General features: G+C 69.6%; 19 protein-coding genes. 11 read left to right on the plus strand and 8 right to left on the minus strand.

Annotated elements, in window-relative coordinates; translation table 11 throughout:
* The 6 genes from AC0KS4_RS13405 to AC0KS4_RS13430 form a co-directional block, all read right to left on the minus strand.
* Positions 1–186, minus strand: a complete 186-nt coding sequence (locus AC0KS4_RS13405) for a hypothetical protein (protein WP_225328504.1) — start codon at positions 184–186, stop codon at positions 1–3.
* 23 nt (positions 187–209) lie between these two features.
* Entirely contained in the window at positions 210–1217 is a 1008-nt protein-coding gene (locus AC0KS4_RS13410) for an HAD-IIA family hydrolase (protein ID WP_225328503.1), read from the minus strand.
* 18 nt (positions 1218–1235) lie between these two features.
* Positions 1236–2036, minus strand: a complete 801-nt coding sequence (locus AC0KS4_RS13415) for a tetratricopeptide repeat protein (RefSeq protein ID WP_225341143.1) — start codon at positions 2034–2036, stop codon at positions 1236–1238.
* 28 nt (positions 2037–2064) lie between these two features.
* Complete coding sequence (locus AC0KS4_RS13420) at positions 2065–2439, minus strand: DUF732 domain-containing protein (protein WP_225327545.1); 375 nt, start codon at positions 2437–2439, stop codon at positions 2065–2067.
* Positions 2440–2538: 99 nt separating this feature from the next.
* Positions 2539–3801, minus strand: coding sequence for a tyrosine--tRNA ligase (tyrS, locus tag AC0KS4_RS13425; protein WP_238957303.1), 1263 nt, complete (start codon positions 3799–3801; stop codon positions 2539–2541).
* 93 nt (positions 3802–3894) lie between these two features.
* Positions 3895–4539 carry a DNA-3-methyladenine glycosylase gene (locus AC0KS4_RS13430; protein ID WP_225327544.1) on the minus strand — a complete coding sequence of 215 codons (645 nt, stop codon included), beginning with the start codon at positions 4537–4539 and terminating at the stop codon, positions 3895–3897.
* A 95-nt stretch (positions 4540–4634) separates the two neighbouring features.
* Here AC0KS4_RS13430 and AC0KS4_RS13435 point away from each other — a divergent pair, with 95 nt between their 5' ends.
* The 4 genes from AC0KS4_RS13435 (at position 4635) to AC0KS4_RS13450 (ending at position 8213) form a co-directional block, all read left to right on the plus strand.
* Complete coding sequence (locus AC0KS4_RS13435; protein WP_225327543.1) at positions 4635–5912, plus strand: ammonium transporter; 1278 nt, start codon at positions 4635–4637, stop codon at positions 5910–5912.
* A gap of 142 nt (positions 5913–6054) precedes the next feature.
* Positions 6055–6819: an ABC transporter ATP-binding protein gene (locus tag AC0KS4_RS13440; RefSeq protein WP_225327542.1), complete on the plus strand. Its 765-nt coding sequence runs from the start codon at positions 6055–6057 to the stop codon at positions 6817–6819.
* Positions 6753–7571 carry an ABC transporter permease gene (locus AC0KS4_RS13445; RefSeq protein WP_225327541.1) on the plus strand — a complete coding sequence of 273 codons (819 nt, stop codon included), beginning with the start codon at positions 6753–6755 and terminating at the stop codon, positions 7569–7571. Before AC0KS4_RS13440 ends, AC0KS4_RS13445 begins: the two co-directional genes overlap by 67 nt.
* Before the next feature lie 18 nt (positions 7572–7589).
* Entirely contained in the window at positions 7590–8213 is a 624-nt protein-coding gene (locus AC0KS4_RS13450; protein ID WP_225327540.1) for a TetR/AcrR family transcriptional regulator, read from the plus strand.
* Here AC0KS4_RS13450 and AC0KS4_RS13455 read toward each other — a convergent pair.
* Together AC0KS4_RS13455 and AC0KS4_RS13460 are read right to left on the minus strand one after the other, a co-directional pair.
* Entirely contained in the window at positions 8179–8406 is a 228-nt protein-coding gene (locus AC0KS4_RS13455) for a Trm112 family protein (protein ID WP_225327539.1), read from the minus strand. The genes AC0KS4_RS13450 and AC0KS4_RS13455 overlap by 35 nt on opposite strands.
* Entirely contained in the window at positions 8403–11450 is a 3048-nt protein-coding gene (locus AC0KS4_RS13460) for an acyl-CoA synthetase (protein WP_225327538.1), read from the minus strand. The genes AC0KS4_RS13455 and AC0KS4_RS13460 overlap by 4 nt, the downstream gene beginning before the upstream one ends.
* A 511-nt stretch (positions 11451–11961) precedes the next feature.
* Between AC0KS4_RS13460 and AC0KS4_RS13465 the strand changes: the two genes are divergently transcribed.
* The 7 genes from AC0KS4_RS13465 to AC0KS4_RS13495 all read left to right on the plus strand — a co-directional run bounded on the left by AC0KS4_RS13465 (position 11962) and on the right by AC0KS4_RS13495 (position 19658).
* A complete protein-coding gene (locus AC0KS4_RS13465) occupies positions 11962–12468 on the plus strand; it encodes a hypothetical protein (RefSeq protein WP_067168027.1) in 507 nt (168 codons plus the stop codon).
* A gap of 17 nt (positions 12469–12485) precedes the next feature.
* A complete protein-coding gene (locus AC0KS4_RS13470) occupies positions 12486–13232 on the plus strand; it encodes a gluconate 2-dehydrogenase subunit 3 family protein (protein ID WP_225327537.1) in 747 nt (248 codons plus the stop codon).
* A complete protein-coding gene (locus tag AC0KS4_RS13475) occupies positions 13232–14929 on the plus strand; it encodes a GMC family oxidoreductase (RefSeq protein ID WP_238956112.1) in 1698 nt (565 codons plus the stop codon). The genes AC0KS4_RS13470 and AC0KS4_RS13475 overlap by 1 nt, the downstream gene beginning before the upstream one ends.
* Positions 14922–16712, plus strand: a complete 1791-nt coding sequence (locus AC0KS4_RS13480; RefSeq protein WP_225327535.1) for a glycoside hydrolase family 15 protein — start codon at positions 14922–14924, stop codon at positions 16710–16712. The genes AC0KS4_RS13475 and AC0KS4_RS13480 overlap by 8 nt, the downstream gene beginning before the upstream one ends.
* A 36-nt stretch (positions 16713–16748) precedes the next feature.
* A complete protein-coding gene (locus tag AC0KS4_RS13485; RefSeq protein ID WP_238956113.1) occupies positions 16749–17765 on the plus strand; it encodes an SDR family oxidoreductase in 1017 nt (338 codons plus the stop codon).
* Positions 17762–18880 (plus strand): enolase C-terminal domain-like protein, encoded by a 1119-nt coding sequence (locus AC0KS4_RS13490; protein ID WP_238957304.1) that lies wholly within the window; start codon positions 17762–17764, stop codon positions 18878–18880. The genes AC0KS4_RS13485 and AC0KS4_RS13490 overlap by 4 nt, the downstream gene beginning before the upstream one ends.
* Before the next feature lie 91 nt (positions 18881–18971).
* On the plus strand, positions 18972–19658 hold the full coding sequence (locus tag AC0KS4_RS13495) for a PAS and ANTAR domain-containing protein (protein ID WP_238956114.1): 687 nt from the start codon (positions 18972–18974) through the stop codon (positions 19656–19658).

Consider the following 19658-nt stretch of genomic DNA (forward strand, 5'->3'; position numbering starts at 1 on the left):
TCAGCCCCTCTCCGCCGACTCCAGCGCGGCCAGCAGGACGTCGTGCGCCTCGGAGAGCCGGCGCGCGATCTCTTGGAGCTCGTCGAGCGAGGGCGCCTTCTCGGGATCCTCCTGGTCGCCGGGTTGAGGCAGCCGGGCCAGCAGGGCATCGATTTCGGCGCGAATCTGATCGGGGTCGATACTCATCGCGTTCCTACGCTAGTCACCCGTCAGTCAGTGTGCACCAAAGACCAGCGTTGCAGCGCGGCGCGCGCCCGGTCGTCGGCGGCCGCGATGCGCACGGCGTCAGGGTCCGGTGTGCCCCACAGCGCGCCGGCGACCGCGCGGACGATCGACAGGCCGTCACCCTCGTCCGGCCCATTGCCCCTGACCGTGATCGCCCCGTCCGCGACGTCGACGCGCCAGCCCGGCTGCGGACCCACCGCGAGTTGCTCGGCGTCGGCGTGCAGCGAGCGCAGATCGTGGCCGATGTAGGTGGGGCGCTGGGCGGGCTTGGCGTACACCGCGTCCCGCGCGGAGTTGACCCCGGTGAGCACCATCAGGCTGGGCAACTCGGCGGCGTTGGCGCCCTCGATGTCGGTGTCGAGCCGGTCGCCGATCACCAGGGGCGCGCGGAAGTCGCCCCGGGCCGCCGCGTCGCGCAGCAGGGCGGGCGCCGGTTTGCCCGCGACCTGGGGCTCGGCGCCGGTGGCCGCCCGCAGCGCGGCCACGAACGATCCGTTGCCGGGCAGCAGCCCGCGTTCGGTGGGCAGGGTGAGGTCGACGTTGGAGGCCACCCACCGCGCGCCGGCCCGGATGGCCAGCGCCGCCTCGGCCAGTTCCGGCCACCCGATGGTCTGGGACAGACCCTGCACGACGGCGGCCGGGCCGTCGTCGTAGCTGCGCACCGGGCGCAGCCCGACGGCGGAGATCTCGCCGGCCAGGGCCTCGGTGCCCACGATCAAGACCGGCGAGCCTTGCGGTAGTTGGTCGGCCAACAGCCGGGCCGCGCTCTGGGCGCTGGTGGCGACGTCCTCGGCGGTGGCGGTGAAGCCGAGTTCGCTCAGGTGCGCGGCGACCTCGTCGGCGCTGCGGGAGGCGTTGTTGGTGACGAAATACGCGCGGCTGCGCACCTCGGCCAGCGCCTGCACCGCGCCGTCGGTGGGCCGGCGACCGCGGAACATCGTGCCGTCCAGGTCGATCAGCAGGCAATCATATTCCTGCGCAAGGCTTTTCACGTCGTCAATTCCGTCGCGTCAGCCGAGTTCACTGACCCGGTCTTCGGCGTCGGTGACGCCGTCGACGTCGGCGGCCGCCGAACGCAGGAACCATTGCAGCGCCTCGTCGGCGCGGTCGAGCGCGAGCAGCGTGTCCGCGTAGGCGTAGAACAGCCGCGCCGCCGTGGAGCCGGTGCGGCTGGGATCCAGTTGCGGCGTGGACAACACGGTCAGCGCCTGCTCCAGCTGGCCGAGGTCCGCGCGCGCCCCGGCGGCGACGATGCGGAGCTCGTCGGCGTCGTCACCGGACAGCTCGGCGGCCTCCGGTCCGCGCGCGAGTTCGATGGCCCGCTCCGGACGGCCAAGTCCGCGTTCGCAATCGGCGATCAGCGGCAGCAACGAGGACTTGCTGCCCATGCGGCGGGCGGCGCGAAACTCCGCCAGCGCCTGCGACCAGTCCCCGCAGTGGTAGGCGGCGATCCCGACCGCCTCCCGGATGGTGGCGATCCGGCTGGACCGGGCCCTTGCCGCGCGGGCGTGACGCAACGCCGCCTCCGGGTCCTCGTCGAGCAACTCGCCCGCGGCGACGAGGTGGCGCGCCACCGCGTCGGCGGTGGCGCGGTCCAGGGTGCTCAGTTCGCGGCGAACGTCGGGCGCCAGCTGCTTGGCTTCCACGCCGGGCGGGATCGGCGGCCCGTCCTGCGGCGCGCGATCGGCCCGGGCGTCGCGGCGCGCGCCGCTCTGCGGCTGAGCCGGCCGCGCGCGACCCGGACCGGACCAGCTGCCGGATGCCGGCCGCGCCCCCCGCTCGCCGCGGTGCCTCTGCCTGTCGTCGACCACGCTGCCGAGAATACGGGCAGCCCTACACCTAGCTCGGCAGCCGGTTGCCCAGCAGCGGCGCGATCAACGCCGGGCAGTAGGTCGCGATCGCGACGATCGTGAACCGGCCGGCCGTCTCGTACGACATGCCGTTACCCTCGGCCATCTTGGACGTCACCGCGTCGAAGGACCCGCCGGGCTCGAACAGCATCGGGCACACCGACTGTCCCATCGCCGTGGTGCCGGTCGGCTGGCTATAGGAGATCCCGGCATTCGTCAGCGCCGACAGGAACGCGTTGCTGAGCATGTCCGCGCGGATCGGCGCCGACAACGCCCCCGACAACGCCGCCGTCAGCGCCACCAAGCTGGTAATCACCCCCAGGCTCCGCAGGACGGTCAACCGCACACGCGTCGCGAAAATCACCGTGACAACAGTGGTCCCCGTGGGTCACGCCCACGACACGGTGAGGTAAAGATCTGTGCACGCACGTGTTTTGCGGAGGCCGTCTGGCGCCCGGGCGGTCTAGACCTTCTCGACCCCGGCGACGGTCCGTTTGCCGCGGCGCAGCACCAGCCATCGGCCGTGCAGGAAGTCCGACGGCTGCGGGGCCCACTCCTCGCTCTCGATGCGGACGTTGTTGACCGAGACGCCGCCTTCGCCGATGGTGCGCCGCGCGGCCTTCTTGCTCTCGGACAGGCCGCTGGCGACCAGCAGGTCGACGATGCCGTCGGGGCCACCGGGTTTGAGCTCGGCGACCGACGTCTCGCGCAGCGCCGCGGACAGCGTGGCCTCGTCCAGCCGGTCCAGCTCGCCCTGCCCGAACAGCGCCCGGCTGGCGTGCTCGACGGCCTCGGTGGCCGCCTCGCCGTGCACCAGAACCGTGAGTTCGCGCGCCAGCCGCCGCTGCGCGGCGCGTTGTTGGGGACGCTCTGCCGTGGCCGCTTCCAGCTCGGCCAGCTCGTCGGCCGACAGGAAGGTGAACCAGCGCAGGTAGCGGATGACGTCGGCGTCGGCGGTGTTGAAGAAGTACTGGTACCAGGCGTACGGGGTGGTCAGCGCCGGGTCGAGCCACAGGCTGCCGCCGCCGGTGGACTTGCCGAACTTGGTGCCGTCGGCAGCGGTCACCAGCGGCACGGTCAGGGCGTGGACCGAGGCGCCGAGCTGCTGACGGACCAGCCGGACCCCGGCGATGATGTTGCCCCACTGGTCGGAGCCGCCGATCTGCAGCGTGCAGCCGTAGCGGCGGTGCAGTTCGACGTAGTCGTTGGCCTGCAGCAGCATGTAGCTGAATTCGGTGTAGGAGATGCCGTCGCCGTCCAGGCGGCGCCGGACGGTGTCGCGGTCCAGCATGACGTTGACCGAGAAATGCTTGCCGACGTCGCGCAGGAACTCGATCGCCGACATCGGGCGCGTCCAGTCCAGGTTGTTGACGACGATGGCGCCGGTCGGTGTGTCGTCAAAGTCGACGAAGCGTCGCAGCTGTCCGCCGATCCGTTCGGTCCACTCGGCGACGGTGTCGGCCTCGTTGAGGGTGCGCTCACCGACCTCGCGGGGGTCGCCGATCATCCCGGTGGCGCCGCCGGCGAGCACGATCGGGCGGTGGCCGGCGCGCTGAAACCGGCGCAACGCCAGCAGGGGCACCAGGTGCCCGGCGTGCAGGCTCGGCGCGGTGGGGTCGAAGCCGGCGTACACCGTCATCGGCGCGCGCTGGGCTTCGGCCGCCAGCGCATCGAGGTCGGTGGACTGCGCGATCAGGCCGCGCCAGCCCAGCTCGTCGAGGATCATGGTGTACGAGTCTTCCAGAGCGCCGCCGCCGAGCGCCGACTTGTGGTGCGGTTCCGCGGGGTTCTCGCCCAACAACTCGACGTTCGGCGCGCCTTAGTCGCTGGCGCCCGGGGCCGGCGCGCGGGGGCTGCGGCGGTATGCCGAGACCTCCGGGCGCCCGGGAAGCCACAACCGCCACGGCCGGTCGGCGGCCTGGCTGACACCGACGCGTGGGCCGGACAGGGAGCTCAGCGGTTCGTGCAGCTCGAGGGTCACGGGACTGTTGCCGTCGAACAGGTCGATTCCGTTGTCGTCCATGGTGATTCCCATGGCCGCGCACAGGTTTCCCGGTCCCCGCGCCAGCGCCGCGGTGTGCACCAGCTCGCCGCGGCGGGCCCGGGCGGTGTCGGTGCCGTCCTCGATGGCGGCGGCTCGCAGCAACACCGCGGCCGCGGTGCCGTCGGGTCCGCACGAGACGTTGGCGCAGACGTGGATGCCGTGGCTGCGGTAGGTGTAGAGGCGCCCGGGCGGCCCGAACATGACGAAGTTGCGGGCGCGCAGCCCCTTGTACGAGTGCGCGGCGGCGTCCGGCCACGGACCGTCGGGCACTCCCCCGTACGCCTCGACCTCGACGACGACGGCCGTCACGCCCCGCGCGGTGAGGGTGGCGCCCAACAAGCGGCGCGCGGCCTCGACGGGGTCGACCAACAGCTGAGCCGCGGCCCTGCTTGCGCGAGATCGTCGTCCAGCCTCGACCAATTGAAGATCCTGAATCCTCGTTTCAGTAACCCAACGAACCTACCGGCGGCCCGAACATGGCAGTATCCCGGTGTCCGGGACCCGAAGGAGCCCACATGCACGCGATAGACCCTGCCGCCACGGCGTGGCTGCTGGCCAGCACCGCGCTGGTCTTGCTGATGACCCCCGGCCTGGCGATCTTCTACGGCGGCATGGTCCGCACCACCGGGGTGCTCAACATGATGATGATGAGCTTCATCTCCATCCCCCTGGTGACCGTGGCGTGGCTGCTGATCGGCTACACCCTCGCGTTCTCCGAGGACGGGGTCGGCGGGCTCGTCGGCAACCTCAGGCATTTCGGGATGCTCGGCATCACGCCCGACACCGTGCACGGGACCGTGCCCGAACTGCTGTACGCCACGTTCCAGTTGACGTTCGCGATCATCACGGCCGCGCTGGTCAGCGGCGCGATCGCCGACCGCGCCAAGTTCGCCGCCTGGATGGTGTTCGTCCCGGTGTGGACCATCGTCGTGTATTCGGTTGTGGCGCACTGGGTGTGGGGCCCCCGCGGCTGGCTGGCCCGGCTGGGCGTCCTCGACTATGCGGGCGGGCTGGTCGTCGAGATCGTCTCGGGTTCCTCCGCGCTGGCGCTGGCGCTGGTGCTCGGGCCGCGCATCGGCTTCAAGAAAGACGCCATGCGGCCACACAATCTGCCGCTGCTGTTTGTCGGGGTCGGGCTGCTGTGGTTCGGCTGGTTCGGGTTCAACGCCGGTTCCGCCCTGGCCGCCAACGGAACCGCTGCCGCCATCTTCCTCAACACCCTGGTTGCGGGGTGCCTGGGCATGCTCGGTTGGCTTGCGGTCGAACAGATTCGCGACGGCAGGCCCACGACTTTCGGTGCGGCATCCGGTGTGGTCGCCGGCCTGGTGGCCATCACCCCGTCGTGCGGGACCGTCAACACCCTCGGCGCGACGGTCGTCGGCCTCGCCGCGGGGGTCGTGTGCTCGTTCGCGGTGGGCGCGAAATTGCGCTTCAACTATGACGATTCGCTCGACGTGGTGGGCGTGCACTTCGTCGGTGGCGTCGTCGGCGTGTCCTTGATCGGGCTGCTGGCCACGGCGGTCATGACCGCCGGCCCGCGCGGCCTGTTGTACGGGGGCGGCGTCGGCCAGCTGGGCAAGCAGACGCTGGCGATCGTGGCCGTGGCGTTCTACGCGTTCACCATGTCGTTTGTGCTGGCCAAGGTGATCGATCGGGTGATGGGCTTCCGGCTCAGCACGGAAGACGAGACCACCGGTGCCGACCTCACACAGCACGCCGAAACCGCGTACGCCGAAGGCGTGCACGGACATCTGCCGCAGCGCCGCCCGCCTCTCGGGGAACGTTTCAACTAGTCGCTTTGGGCCGCGAAGGCCCGGATGCCGCGAGACTGTAACTACCGACGCATTTCGCGAGTGCGACCGTCGGTAGTTACAGCCTCGCGGCGCTGGACCCACCCCCTTGACAGCGCGGCCGCGCGCGACGAATATTCATCACATGATGAGTTCATCCCGTGATGAATTAATCTCCGGGGCCACTGCTCCGGCGGTAGAGATCGATCACCTGCGCGTGATCCGGGGCAAACGCCCGGCTCTGCACGACTTCTCCGTGCGGATCGCCACGGGCAGCATCACCGGCCTGCTCGGCCCGTCGGGCTGCGGCAAGACCACGCTGATCCGCTGCATCGTCGGCACCCAGATCGTGACCTCGGGCGGCGTCTTTGTTCTCGGCAAGCCGGCCGGCTGCGCCGAACTGCGCCGCCGCGTCGGCTACCTGCCGCAGGACCCGACGATCTACAACGACCTGCGCGTCGTCGACAACGTTCGCTACTTCGCCACGCTGTACGGGTTCGACGGCGGGGTCGCCGACGCCGCCATCGAACGGGTCGGGCTCACCGATCACCGAACAGCGTTGTGCGGCAACCTGTCCGGCGGTCAACGCACCCGGGTGTCGCTGGCGTGCGCGCTGGTCTGCCAGCCCGATCTGCTGGTGCTCGACGAACCCACGGTGGGACTCGATCCCGTGCTGCGCGCGGACCTCTGGGATCAGTTCGCCGAACTGGCCCGCGCCGGGACCACACTGCTGGTTTCCAGCCACGTCATGGACGAGGCCGACCACTGCGGGGACCTGCTGCTGATGCGCGAAGGCCGGCTGGTCGCCCACACCACCCCGACCCAACTGCGAGAGGACACCGGATGCACGTCACTGGAGGACGCGTTTCTGTCCATCATCAAGCGCAGCACCATGCGCGAAGCCGGTTAGGGCTCAAGGGATATACGGCGACCACGACGCGGATTCTGCGCCAGTTGGCCGCCGATCACCGCAGCGTCGCGATGATCCTGTTGGTGCCGATCCTGGTGATCACCCTGATGTACTTCATGTTCGAAAACGCCCCGCATCGCCCGGGCGGCCCTACCCCGTTCAACAACGCCTGCCTGATCCTGCTGGGCCTGTTCCCGCTTTTCGTGATGTTCATCATCACGGCGATCACCATGCAACGCGAACGGGCCTCCGGAACGCTGGAGCGCATCTTGACCACTCCGCTGCGCCGGCTCGACCTGCTGATCGCCTACGGCACCGCCTTCTCCACGGCCGCTGCGGCACAAGCCGTTCTGGCGTGCATCGTGTCGTTCTGGCTGCTGGGCTTCGACACGGCCGGCAGCCCGCTCTGGGTGTTCGTGATCGCGATCGTCAACGCCGTGCTGGGAGTCGGCCTGGGCCTGTTGTGTAGCGCGTTCGCCCGCACCGAGTTTCAGGCCGTGCAGTTCATCCCGTTGGTGATGGTGCCGCAGCTGTTGTTGGCCGGCATCATCGTGCCGCGGGCGCTGATGCCACACTGGCTGCAATGGATCAGCAACGTGCTGCCGGCCAGCTACGCGCTCGAGGCCCTGCAGCAGGTGGGCGCGCACCCGGAACTGACCTTCATCGCGGTGCGCGACATCATCGTGGTGTTGGGATTCGCCCTGGCGGCGCTGTGCCTGGCCGCGGCGACGCTGCGGCGGCGGACGCCCTGACGTGATGGACGCACTAGCGTGACGGCCACGAACGCCCGGCGCAGGCGGCCGGGGCGACCGGCCGGGAGCTCCGGCACCCGGGAGAAGATCCTGAACAGCGCCCGGGAACTGTTCGCGCGCAACGGAATTCGTAACACGTCGATACGAGCGGTGGCCGCGGCGGCCGGCGTGGATTCGGCCCTGGTGCATCATTACTTCGGCACCAAGGAGCAGCTGTTCGCCGCGGCCGTCCACATCCCCGTCGACCCGATGGACGTCATCGGCCCGCTGCGCGAGGTGCCCGTCGAGGAGTTGGGCTACCAGATTCCGTCGATGTTGCTGCCGCTGTGGGACTCCGAGATCGGCGCGGCGTTCATCGCGACACTGCGGTCGATCCTGGCGGGATCGGAGATCAACCTGTTTCGCGCGTTCATCCAGGACGTGATCGCCGTCGAAATCGGTAGCCGCGTGGACGATCCGCCGGGAAGCGGAACGATTCGCATCCAATTCGTGGCGTCACAACTGGTGGGTGTGGTGATGGCGCGCTACATCCTGCAACTGGAGCCGTTCGCGTCGCTGCCGCCCGAGCGGATCGCGCGAACCATCGCGCCCAACCTGCAGCGCTACCTCACTGGGGATCTGCCGGAGGGGCTTGCGCCATGAGCCGGGCGTGCTCGTCGTCGTCGACGTCGCGGGCCTCGTCGATGAGCAGCACCGGGATGCCGTCCTCGATCCGGTAAGCGCGGCGCAGCCGGGGGTTGTAAAGCACTTCGCCGCCGCCGGTTTGGGACACCAAGATCAGCGGCCCGCGGTCGGCCGGGCACACCAGGATGTTCAGCAGCGCGTCGTCGATCATGACCGCGCGCCGCTCAGCTCGGAACGCACCCCGGGAGTCAGCCGGCGGTAGTGCCCGGTCTCCGCATCGAAATACCAGACGTGGCGCCCCGCCTTCGGAATCCCGGCGGCCCGCAGCGCGCTGACGGTCGGGCGGTAGGTGGCGCTCAACGTCATCTCCGGGACCACGCAGACGATGTCGGGCCCCAGGCCGATCTGGACCTTGGCGAAGGCGTCGGTCAGGTCGGCCGCCGTGATGGAGGCGCCCGGCAACAGCGTCACCGCCGACACCGCGACTTCGTGGTCGCCCACGGGCACGTTGTAGGTCACCGCGAGGTCGACACCGTTGATGCCGCCCAGGGCGTCGGTCACGGGCTCGGCGTAGACCAGGCCGCGCCGGGTGCGCACCACCGAGCCGCGCCGGCCCGCCAGCCAGTAGTCGCCGTCGTCGTCGCGGTAGAACAGGTACTCGGTCGAGATCCAGGTGTCGCCCGCCGCGAACACCCCGCGCTTGACCGAGGCGCTCGGATCGATGGGGCCGTTGGAGGCCGCGAGCAGGACCCCGACCTGGTTGGGTTCGGCGATCTGCACGAAGCCCCGCTCGTTTTCCAGGATCAGGTCGTGTTCGGTGTCGTAGGCGCCCAATTCGATGCGCCCGGCGCCCGGCAGTGGCCGGCCCTTGCTGCCGACCTTGGCGCCGGAGACGTTGGCCAGCACCGCCTGCCCGTCGGTGGTGGCGAAGAACTCGACGACGTGGGCGGGCGCGAACGCCTCGACGACACGCTCCCACAGCCCGGTCGGCATGCCGGAGCCGATGAACAGGCGCACGGGGTGGTTGCCGTGCAGGGCGAAGGGCGGATCGGCCGGGTTGTCGAGGATCTCGCCGAGCATCGCCCAGGTGTAGGACACCACGGTGACGCCGTACTGGCGGACCTCCTGGATGAACCGGTTCCGGTCGAGGCCGCGCGACAGCGCGATGCGGGTGCCGCCGACCACCGCGCCACCCAGGCTGACCAGCAGCGCGGACTCGTGATGCAGCGGCGTCAGGCAGTAGACGGTGTCGCGGCGGTCGAGGGCGGCCGTCGAGGCCGTACCGAACGCCGACACCGCCCAGCGGTAGTTGGTGATCTGCTTGGCCACCAGTTCGCCGCCGGCCGCGCTGAACGCGATGAACGCCAGGTCCCGGGCCAGTCCCGGGTTGGGTCGATACCAGCCGGGCAGCTCGACGGCGTCCGGGTCGATCTGTTCCATGTCGATGACTTGGGGCTGCCCGTCGGAGTCTTCGGGCAGGTGCAGGTCCCGCGTCTCGCCGCCGCCGAGCACCAGCACCTGGCGCAGCAGTTGACCGTCCGATTCCAGCACCGCGTCCAGGTTGGTGGGGTCGGTCAGGATCTCGGTCACTCCCCCGAGCCGCACCGACGCGGTGAGGTCGCCGTCGGGACGCATCACCACCGCGATGGCGCCCAGGCGGGACAGCGCGGCGATGGCCACCAGCGCGCTGGGCCGCGTCTCCATCAGCACGCCGACGCGGTCGCCCTGGCGCACCCCGACCTCGATGAGGCCGCGCACGACGTTGTTGATGCGCCGGTTCACCGCCTCGTAGGTGTGCACCCGCCCGTCGAACAACAGGAATTCGCCCTGCGGGGCGTCGTGGGCCTGCTCCTCGATGATGCGGCCCAGCGAGATGCGGGTGTGGTCGTTGATCTGTCCCAGCCGGACCAGTCGTGGCAGCGTGCGGACCGTTTCGACGGCCAGGGTGCGCATGGATTTGTTGGCCGCGACGACGGTGTTGGCCGCGCCGCGCACCATGCCCAGCGCCGCCTCGGAGGCTTCCCCGATGCCGTGCGCGAGCCGGGAGCTCAGCGCCACGCCGCTGTCGGTGTGCTCGGCGGGCTGGTCGGCCATCGGCGCGATGCTGGTCGGCTTGTCGCCGCCGGCCGACAGCCACCGCACCCATTCGGCGACGGTCGGCCAGCTTTGCTGGGCCGCCTTGGACCCGACGACGAGGCCGAAGTGGCCCGTGCGGATGGTGGACTCGTAGACGTCGGCGTCCGGTGCCGCGCGCCGGATGCCGCGCACCGACGCCGGCTGGCCGATGTCGTCGACCTCGCCGACGAAGGCCAGCACCGGGCAGGTGATGTCGGTCAGGGTGACCATCTGCCCGTTGACGGCGAAACCGCCGGTCATCATCCGATTGTGGGCGATGAACTGCTTGAGCAGCTCGGAGATCGCGGGGCCGGACCACGCGATCCAGCCTTCGCGTTCGAGGAAGCGGCGCTGCTGCTCGCGCGGCAGCAGCGCCTCGCGGTCGTGCAGCTGGCGAACGAAGTCGACCCGCGCCTTGGCGGTCTTGAGCGGGTCGAGCATCTGGAAGCCCGTGCGCGCCATCCAGCTGGGGATGGCCAGCCGGCTGAAGACGTGGTCGGCCATGAAGTTGGCGGCGGGCGCGGCGAAGTTTGCCGGGATACCCATCGGCAAGGCGGCCAGGGTGTCCACCGGGGACCCGAAGGTGACGATGCTGGCCAGGCTCTTCGAACGCCGGTAGGCGGCGACCTGATAGCACCACATGCCGCCCTGCGAATAGCCGACCAGATGGATGTCGCTGCCCGTGGTGTCCCGGACCGTATCGATGGCCTGACTGAGCGCGACGATGTGATCGGCCAGCGTGCGCCGCATGCCGCCTTCGACCTTGTCGGGTTCGCCGAAGTCGATGACCCAGGGATCAAGCCCGTGGGCGTGCAGGATCCCGACCGCGCCTTCGTCGCGGGTGACGTCCCACATGTCGGCCGACATCATCATCGGATGCACCATCAGCACCGGCGGCCCGACGGGCGACTGGCCGGGCCGGCTGTCCGGCGGGAAGTACCGCCGGAGCTTGTACATCGACACGCTCTCGACGATCTGGGACGGCGACGGCGCCGTGCCCGTTTCCAAGCCCCCCAGTCGCAAGACCTCCAGCCCGTTCTGCGCGGTAGCGATCAGCCGCTCGACCGGTCGTGTGACCATCGAAAAATTGAGATCCACTGCTGCTCCCTGAGTCTTGACAGCTTGGACATCATGGCACATCTGGGCAGCTAGAAGGGCGGTGGTTGTAGCGAATCGGCGTCGGTGATCAGCCGTGCCGGGTCCGAACGCCAACCAGGGGTCGTCCGTCTTGCCGATCGCGTTGCGCTACACAACGGCGGAAGTTCTTCATCCCCGTCGGGTGGTGCCGGGCCACCCGCGCGTCGCGGGTGTGTTTGCGTTCGCGCGCACCGCCTGGTGACTCGCTGTGAATCGCCTGCACGCCAGTTTGTGCAGCAGGGCACCGGGTACGCAGTCGATGCGCTTCGGTCGCGACGCGTCGTCGAGATGACCTCGGTTGAAACACCCAGCCGGACGCTTAACCGTGACCGCCGGACCGTGTTCCTTCCAGCCCGAAGGCGAGGTCGCTCTATGGACACGACGACGGATTTGCTCGGCGAGCACGCTCACAAAACCACCGGCGCGCGCATGGCCGCCAACGATCACACGAAGGAAATCAGCCCGGACCGGTGATTCGCCGGCCCGGCACGACGCGAGCGAAGAAGGGATACACATGTTGTTGCTGGGCAACGGCGGAGGCCGCAAAGGCCGGACCGCCGGCAGCGACGGACTGGGCGAGGTCTCGCACCTGGCCGAGCGAGCACTGTACGACGTCGCACACGGTCGTTTCGAACGCTCACTGTCCGGGTTGACCGCCATTGCGGCGCTCGTCACGACGGCCGAAATCTACTTCGAGCACTACAAGGCGAGCTTCGGCAACAAGTGGATGTGGAGCCCGATCGTCGTGACCCCGCCGGTGGTCGTCGCCGGCATCGGGGGCGTGTTCTCGCGACGCTGGGCCAAGCTCTGGCTGCCGATCACCGCCGGCATCTACACGGCCAACGGGCTGATGGGTGAATACCTGCACGCGCGCGGCGTCGCCCGCAAGCCGGGCGGATGGAAACACGCGTCCTACAACGTGCCCATGGGCCCGCCGATCGCGGCGCCGGGATTGATGTGCATGGTCGGGGGGATGGGGCTGCTGGCGTCGATCCTGCGCCGCGAACGGTTCCGGGGTTAGGCATCGGGATCACTGAGATGGCTGACACCTCACGCCCCGACCACCTGCCCAACCTGCGCCCCGACGGCAAGCCGCCGCACCCGTCCTGGCTTCCCAAACAGCGCCGCGGCACCACGCCGCAGATGATCGGCCGCTACCCCGATTTCGACGTGCTCACAACCGCCGGCACCTGGGACGAGGCCACCCGGAAAGTCGTGCTGGCCCGGCTCAAACCTCCTGGCCCACTGCGGTTTTTCACCGCCGAAGAGGAGCCGTGCCTGCGCGCGTTCTGCGACACGGTGCTGGCGCAGGACGCCGAGCCGCGAGTCCCGGCGGCCGAATCCGTCGACTCCAAGCTCGCCGACGGGCGCCTCGACGGCTATCAGTACGCGGACATGCCCGACGACCGCGACACGTGGCGCTTGGTGCTGCGCGGGCTCGATGAGACCGCGGCGGCCAAATACGGCGCATCGTCCTTCGCCGCCGCCGGGCTGGACACCCGCGAAGAAATCGTCGGCCAGTTCTCGCAGGGCGACCTCGAGGGCGGCGCCTGGGAGAGCCTGAACGTCAAGCGCGCCTGGTCGGTGTGCATGCGAATGACCTTGTCGGGCTTCTACTCCCACCCGTGGGCCTGGAACGAGATCGGGTTCGGCGGCCCCGCCTACCCGCGCGGCTTCATGCGCCTCGGCGGTGCCACCGGACCCGACGCCGCGCGCGAACCGTTCGAGACCCCCGGCGCCACCGACGAAGACCCCGTGCAGGTCGTGCAGAACGGCGAAATCTGATGGGCGACTTCTGGCGAGGCCTGCTCAAAGGAGCCGTCGGCCCCAAGGACAACGACTCGCGGTTCCTGCTCGACGTGCACTCGCGCGACCTGCCCGGCGAGCAGACCATGCGCCGCTACCGCGACGACGACGAGGTCGACCTCGTGGTCGTCGGGGCGGGCGCCGGCGGCTCGGTGCTGGCGCAGCGGCTGGCGCGCGTCGGTTGGCGGGTCGTGATCCTCGAGGCCGGCCCGTTCTGGCACCCCGACGAGGACTGGGTGTCCGACGAGGCCGGCTCCCACGCGCTGTACTGGACGCAGAAGCGCATCATCGGCGGTGACGACCCAATTGAGCTGGGCAAGAACAACTCCGGGCGCGGGGTCGGCGGCTCCATGGTGCACTACGCCGGCTACACCCCGCGGTTCCACCCCAGCGACTTTGCGACCTACACCCTCGACGGGGTGGGCGCCGACTGGCCCATCCGCTACGAGGACTTGCTACCCCATTACGAGCAGGTCGAGCTCGAGCTGCCGGTGGCCGGCCAGAACTGGCCCTGGGGCGATCCGCATCGTTATCCCTTTGCCCCGCATCCTATTTCGGGTGCGGCCGCCAAGATTTGGCGGGGCGCGCTCAAGCTCGGCATCGAGATGCGGGTCGGGCCCGTCGGCATCGTCAACGGCACCTTCGGCAACCGCCCGCACTGCATCTACCGCGGCTACTGCCTGCAGGGCTGCAAGGTCAACGCCAAGGCCAGCCCGTACGTCACGCACCTTCCCGACGCGCTGGCCCACGACGTCGAGATCCGCGCCAACTGCATGGCCTCGCGCGTCGAACTCGACGAGACCGGCGCGGCGCGAGGCGTGGTGTACTACGACGAGGTGGGCGGCAAAGAACGACTGCAACGCGCCAAAGTCATTGCCGTGGCTGGGTATTCTATCGAGACGCCGCGCCTGCTGTTGAACTCGGTCAGCCAGCGCTTCCCGAACGGGTTGGGCAACAACGACGATCAGGTCGGGCGCTACGTGATGGTGCAGGGCGCCACCCAGTCCGCGGGCCGCTGGTCCGAGGAGGTCCGGATGTACAAGGCGCCTCCCCCGGAGGTGACCTCCGAGCAGTTCTACGAGACCGACCTCTCGCGCGGGTTCGCCCGAGGGTTTGCCATCCAGACCGTGTCGCCCATGCCCATCGGCTGGGCCGAACACGTGCTGGCCGACGGGCATTGGGGCCGCGCCCTGCGTGAGTACATGCGCGACTACAACCACTGGGCGACCGTCGGCGTGCTCAACGAGCTGTTGCCGCTGCCGGACAACCGCGTGACGCTGGCCGACGAAAAGGACCCCTACGGCATCCCGGTGGCCCGGTTCGACTACACGCTCTGCGACAACGACAAGGCCAACATGGCCTACTCCACCAAGGTGATCGGCGACATCCTGCACGCCGCCGACGCCCAGGACGTGCTCACCATCGAGCGTTTCGCCCACCTCATCGGCGGTGCCCGGATGGGCACCGGACGTGAGAATTCGGTGGTCGACTCCGACCACCGGGTGTGGGGCGTGCCGAACCTGTTTCTCGCCGACGGCTCGGTGTGTCCCACCCAGGGCTCCGCCAATCCCGCGCTGACGATCATGGCGTTGGCCTCGCGGCTTGCCGAACGGATGGCCGCCGGAAAGATCGATACCGGCGTGGCACGGGGGTCGAAGGCGGGAGCCCGTGGCTGACCTGAAGGTCGATACCGAGACCACCTTCGCCCCCCGAGTGCTGCGCGAGTATGCGCTGCTCGCCGACGGCGAGCGGGGTGCGCTGATCGGTCCGCAGGGTGACGTGGCATGGATGTGTGCGCCGCACTGGGATTCCGACGCCGTCTTCTCGAATCTCATTGGAGGCGGCGGGGTTTACGCCGTCACCCCGACCGACGTGCGGCATGTTTGGGGCGGCTACTACGAGCCGGGCACCCTGATCTGGCGCAACCGCTGGATCACTCGCGACGGCATCGTGGAATGCCGTGACGCGCTGGCCTTTCCGGGCGACCCCGACCGGGTGGTGCTGCTGCGCCGGCTCACCGGCTGCCGCGGTACGGCCCGGGTGCGGGTGTTGCTGGCACCGAGTGCGGGATTCGGCAGGCACGGCCCCGGCAAGCCGACCGTGGATGGCGGGGTGTGGAGCGGGCGCTCGGGGCGGCTGCACTGGCGCTGGCAGGCCGCCTGCGAGGCGCGCCCCGTCCGCGCCGCTCATGAGAAGGGCCAGCTGCTCACCTGTGAGGTCACGCTCGACGAGGACCAGCACCACGATCTGGTGCTGGAACTGTCCGAGCGAACCCTGCCAAAGCAGCCGCCGGACCCCGACCTGGCCTGGGACGCCACCACCGCCGCCTGGCAGCGCAGCGTGCCCGAGCTGACCTGCACCATCGCTCCCCGCGACGGGCGTAACTCCTACGCGGTGCTGCGGGGGCTGACCAGCAGCGGGGGCGGCATGGTCGCCGCCGCCACCATGAGCCTGCCCGAACGCGCGCACTCCAACCAGAACTACGACTACCGCTATTCCTGGATCCGCGACCAGGTGTACGCCGGCATGGCCGCCGCCGCCGTCGGCACGACCGAACTGCTCGACCGGGCGGTGGAGTTCGTCGGCGCCCGGCTGCTCGAGGACGGCCCGAACCTCAAGCCCGCCTACACCGTCACCGGCGGCGCGGTGCCCGGCGAAGAAACGCTCGACCTGCCCGGCTACCCCGGGGGCGCCGACAAGATCGGCAACTGGGTCAATCAGCAATTCCAGCTCGATGCCTTCGGGGAGGCGTTGCAGCTGCTGGCCAAGGCGGGCGCCGCCGACCGGCTGGATGCCGACGGCTGGCGCGCGGCGCAGTCCGCGATCAAGGCGATCGAAAAGCGTTGGCGCGAACCGGATGCCGGCGTCTGGGAGATCGACAACGAGCACTGGACGCAGTCCCGCCTGGCCTGTGTGGCGGGGTTGCGCGCCATCGCAAAGGTGGCCGGCGCCGGTCCCGAGGTTGCCGCGTGCGCGTCGCTGGCCGACGCGATCCTCGCCGAGACCGCGTCGGAAAGCCTGCACCCGCACGGTTATTGGCAACGCAGCCCGCGACTGACCGGTGTCGACGCATCGCTGCTACTGCCGCCGGTGCGCGGGGCCGTCCCCGCCGACGACCCCAGGACCATCGCGACCCTGGATGCCGTTCGCCGGGAACTCACCGACGACGGATTCGTCTACCGGTTCCGGCACGACGAGCGCGACCTCGGCGACGCCGAGGGCGCGTTTTTGCTCTGCGGGTTCATGATGGCGCTGGCCGAACATCAACTGGGCCATGCCCATTGCGCGATGCGCTGGTTCGAACGTAACCGTACCGCCTGCGGGCCGCCGGGGCTGTTCTGTGAGGAATACGACGTGCAGCAGCGCCAGCTCCGCGGCAACCTCCCCCAGGCGTTCGCGCACGCGCTGATGCTGGAATGCACCGCCACCCTCACCGACGACGCCGCCCACCATGACTGATCGGGTGTCCGACACCGAGCGAAAGGGATTTGCGCAATGACTCAGACAGTGGTGATCACCGGAGCCAGCGCCGGCATCGGCCGCGCCACCGCGAAGGAGTTCGGGCAGCGCGGCGCGAACGTCGCCCTGCTCGCCCGCGGCGCCGCCGGGCTCGAGGGCGCGGCCCGCGACGTGGAGGCCGGCGGCGGCAAGGCGTTGGCCATCCCGACCGACGTGGCCGACCACGCGGCCGTCGTCGCCGCCGCCGACGAGGCCGAAGCCGCGTTCGGTCCGATCGACGTCTGGGTCAACGTCGCGTTCACCTCGGTGTTCGCGCCGTTCACCGAAATCAGCGCCGAGGAGTTCAAACGGGTGACCGAGGTGTCCTACCTCGGCTACGTGTACGGCACCATGGCGGCGCTGGCCAAGATGCGGCCCCGCGACCGCGGCACCATCGTGCAGGTCGGTTCCGCGCTCGGGCAGCGATCCATCCCGCTGCAGTCGGCCTACTGCGGCGCCAAACACGCCATCAACGGGTTCACCGAGTCGGTGCGCTGCGAACTGTTCCACGAGGGCTCGAAGGTGCGAATCACGGTGGTCCAGATGCCCGCGGTCAACACCCCGCAATTCTCCTGGGTGCTGTCCCGGCTGCCCCGCCATCCCCAACCCGTGCCGCCGATCTATCAGCCCGACGTCGCCGCCCGGGGCGTGCTGTACGCCGCGGATCACCCGGGGCGCAAACAGTATTGGGTCGGCGACTCCACCATGGTGACGCTGCTGGCGCAGAAGTTCGTCGCGCCGCTGCTGGACCGCTATCTCGGCCGCACCGGGTACGACTCGCAGCAGACCGAGGAGCACGTCAGCGCCGGCCGGCCCCACAACCTGTGGGAACCGCTCGACCAGCAACCCGGCAGCGATCATGGCCCCCGCGGCGAGTTCGACGACGAGTCGCACGCCCACAGCCCCCAGTTGTGGGCGTCGCAGCACCCGGTCGTCAGCGGCACCGGCGCGCTGGGCGCCGCCGGGGTGGGCGCGTGGCTCGCGGCGCGCGCGGGCCGCCGGTGGGCGCGATGACGACCGCCGCGCGGATCGACACGGCCATCGACGAGGTCACCGCGCAGGTCTACGAAATCCCCACCGACGCACCGGAAGCCGACGGGACCCTGGCCTGGTCGTCGACCACGCTGGTGCTGGCCGAGGTGTCGGCCGGGGGCCTGCACGGGATCGGCTACACCTATGGCGACGGCGCCTGCGGCAAGCTCATCACCGGGCCGCTGGCCGGCACCCTCACCGGGCACAACGCCGTGGACATCCCCGCCCGGTGGGAGTCGATGGTCAAGGCGATGCGCAACAACGGGCGGCCGGGGCTGGTGTCGTGCGCGATCTCGGCGATCGACACCGCACTGTGGGACCTCAAGGGCAAGCTGCTGGGGCTGCCCGTGTGCCGACTGCTCGGCATGGCGCATCCCAAAGTGCCGGTCTATGGCAGCGGCGGCTTCACAACGTACGACGAACGCACCTCCCGCGCCCAGCTCGAACGCTGGGTCGACGAGTGGCAGATCCCGCGCGTCAAGATCAAGATCGGCGAATCATGGGGTTCCGACGAACGTCGCGACCTTGCTCGAATCGCGTTGGCGCGCAAGGTGATCGGTCCCAACACCGAACTGTACGTCGACGCCAACGGCGCCTACCAACGCAAGCAGGCGATTCGGGTGGCCCACGCCATGGCCGATCACGACGTCACCTGGTTCGAGGAACCCGTCTCCTCCGACGACCTGGCCGGGCTGCGGGAGGTACGCGACCAGGTGACCCCGGACGTCACCGCCGGCGAATACGGCTACGACCTGGCCTATTTCCATCGAATGCTGGCCGCCGATGCGGTCGACTGCCTGCAGATCGACGTCACCCGCTGCGGGGGCATCACCGACTGGCTGCGCGCCGCCGCCGTGGCCGCCGCGCGCAACGTGGACGTCTCCGGGCACTGCGCGCCCAACCTGCACGCCCACGTCGCCACCGCCATCCCGAATCTGCGTCACCTGGAGTACTTCCACGATCACCACCGCATCGAACACATGCTCTTCGACGGCGCGCTGGCGCCCGAGGGCGGCGCCTTGCGGCCGGATCAGCACCGGCCGGGGTTCGGCCTGGAGTTCAAGCGCAGCGACGCCGAGCAGTATCGGGTGGCCTGAGCCGCGCCGGCGCGACAAGCAGGCATGGATGCGGCCGAAAACGGGAATCGATACGCCAGGGTTTTCACAAAAGCGATTGGAGCTGGGCGCGATGACAGTGAACTCCGACGACCAAACCGTGGAGCGCCAGGAGGCGCTCATGCGTGACGTCGTCGAGGAAAGCGACCTCAGCGCGATCGACTCCGTACTGGGTCTCGGCGATCCTCAGCGCGTCGGCCGGTTCCGTTTCTATCTGGACGACCATCGCTGGGAATGGTCGGACGCGGTGGCGCGCATGCACGGCTACAAACCGGGAGAGGTGCAGCCCACCACGGAACTGTTGCTGCAACACAAGCATCCCGAGGACCGCGAACGGGTGGCGGCCGTGCTGGAGCGGGTGATGAAGGGGAAGCCGTTCAGCAGCCGGCACCGCATCATCGACACCGCCGGGCGCACCCACTGCGTCGTCGTCGCCGGCGATCGGATGGTCGACGACACCGGAGCGCCGGCCGGCACGTCCGGCTTCTACGTCGACGTCACCGACTCGCTGCACACCGACATCACCAATGTGCTCTCGGCGGTCGCCGACGCCCGGGCCCGCATCGAGCAGGCCAAGGGCGTGCTGATGATCGCCTACGGCATTTCCGCCGAGCGTGCGTTCGACATCCTGGTGTGGCGCTCCCAGGAGTCCAACCTCAAGGTGCGCGACGTCGCCGCCCGCTTCCTGGACGCCGTGGCCAGCAAGGCGTCACCGGAAACGCAAAGCCAGGTGGACCAGGCGCTGCTGACGCTGGAGTAG

The organism is Mycobacterium sp. NTMscope_MAC_12 (assembly GCF_976985675.1).

Bases quoted from the DNA above. Each gene is read 5' to 3' on its own strand.
- AC0KS4_RS13405 (WP_225328504.1), bottom strand. From the start codon at position 186: ATGAGTATCGACCCCGATCAGATTCGCGCCGAAATCGATGCCCTGCTG.
- tyrS (WP_238957303.1), bottom strand. From the start codon at position 3,801: ATGATCCTCGACGAGCTGGGCTGGCGCGGCCTGATCGCGCAGTCCACC.
- AC0KS4_RS13435 (WP_225327543.1), top strand. From the start codon at position 4,635: ATGCACGCGATAGACCCTGCCGCCACGGCGTGGCTGCTGGCCAGCACC.
- AC0KS4_RS13440 (WP_225327542.1), top strand. From the start codon at position 6,055: ATGATGAGTTCATCCCGTGATGAATTAATCTCCGGGGCCACTGCTCCG.
- AC0KS4_RS13445 (WP_225327541.1), top strand. From the start codon at position 6,753: ATGCACGTCACTGGAGGACGCGTTTCTGTCCATCATCAAGCGCAGCAC.
- AC0KS4_RS13455 (WP_225327539.1), bottom strand. From the start codon at position 8,406: ATGATCGACGACGCGCTGCTGAACATCCTGGTGTGCCCGGCCGACCGC.
- AC0KS4_RS13460 (WP_225327538.1), bottom strand. From the start codon at position 11,450: ATGTGCCATGATGTCCAAGCTGTCAAGACTCAGGGAGCAGCAGTGGAT.
- AC0KS4_RS13465 (WP_067168027.1), top strand. From the start codon at position 11,962: ATGTTGTTGCTGGGCAACGGCGGAGGCCGCAAAGGCCGGACCGCCGGC.
- AC0KS4_RS13470 (WP_225327537.1), top strand. From the start codon at position 12,486: ATGGCTGACACCTCACGCCCCGACCACCTGCCCAACCTGCGCCCCGAC.
- AC0KS4_RS13475 (WP_238956112.1), top strand. From the start codon at position 13,232: ATGGGCGACTTCTGGCGAGGCCTGCTCAAAGGAGCCGTCGGCCCCAAG.
- AC0KS4_RS13485 (WP_238956113.1), top strand. From the start codon at position 16,749: ATGACTCAGACAGTGGTGATCACCGGAGCCAGCGCCGGCATCGGCCGC.
- AC0KS4_RS13490 (WP_238957304.1), top strand. From the start codon at position 17,762: ATGACGACCGCCGCGCGGATCGACACGGCCATCGACGAGGTCACCGCG.
- AC0KS4_RS13495 (WP_238956114.1), top strand. From the start codon at position 18,972: ATGACAGTGAACTCCGACGACCAAACCGTGGAGCGCCAGGAGGCGCTC.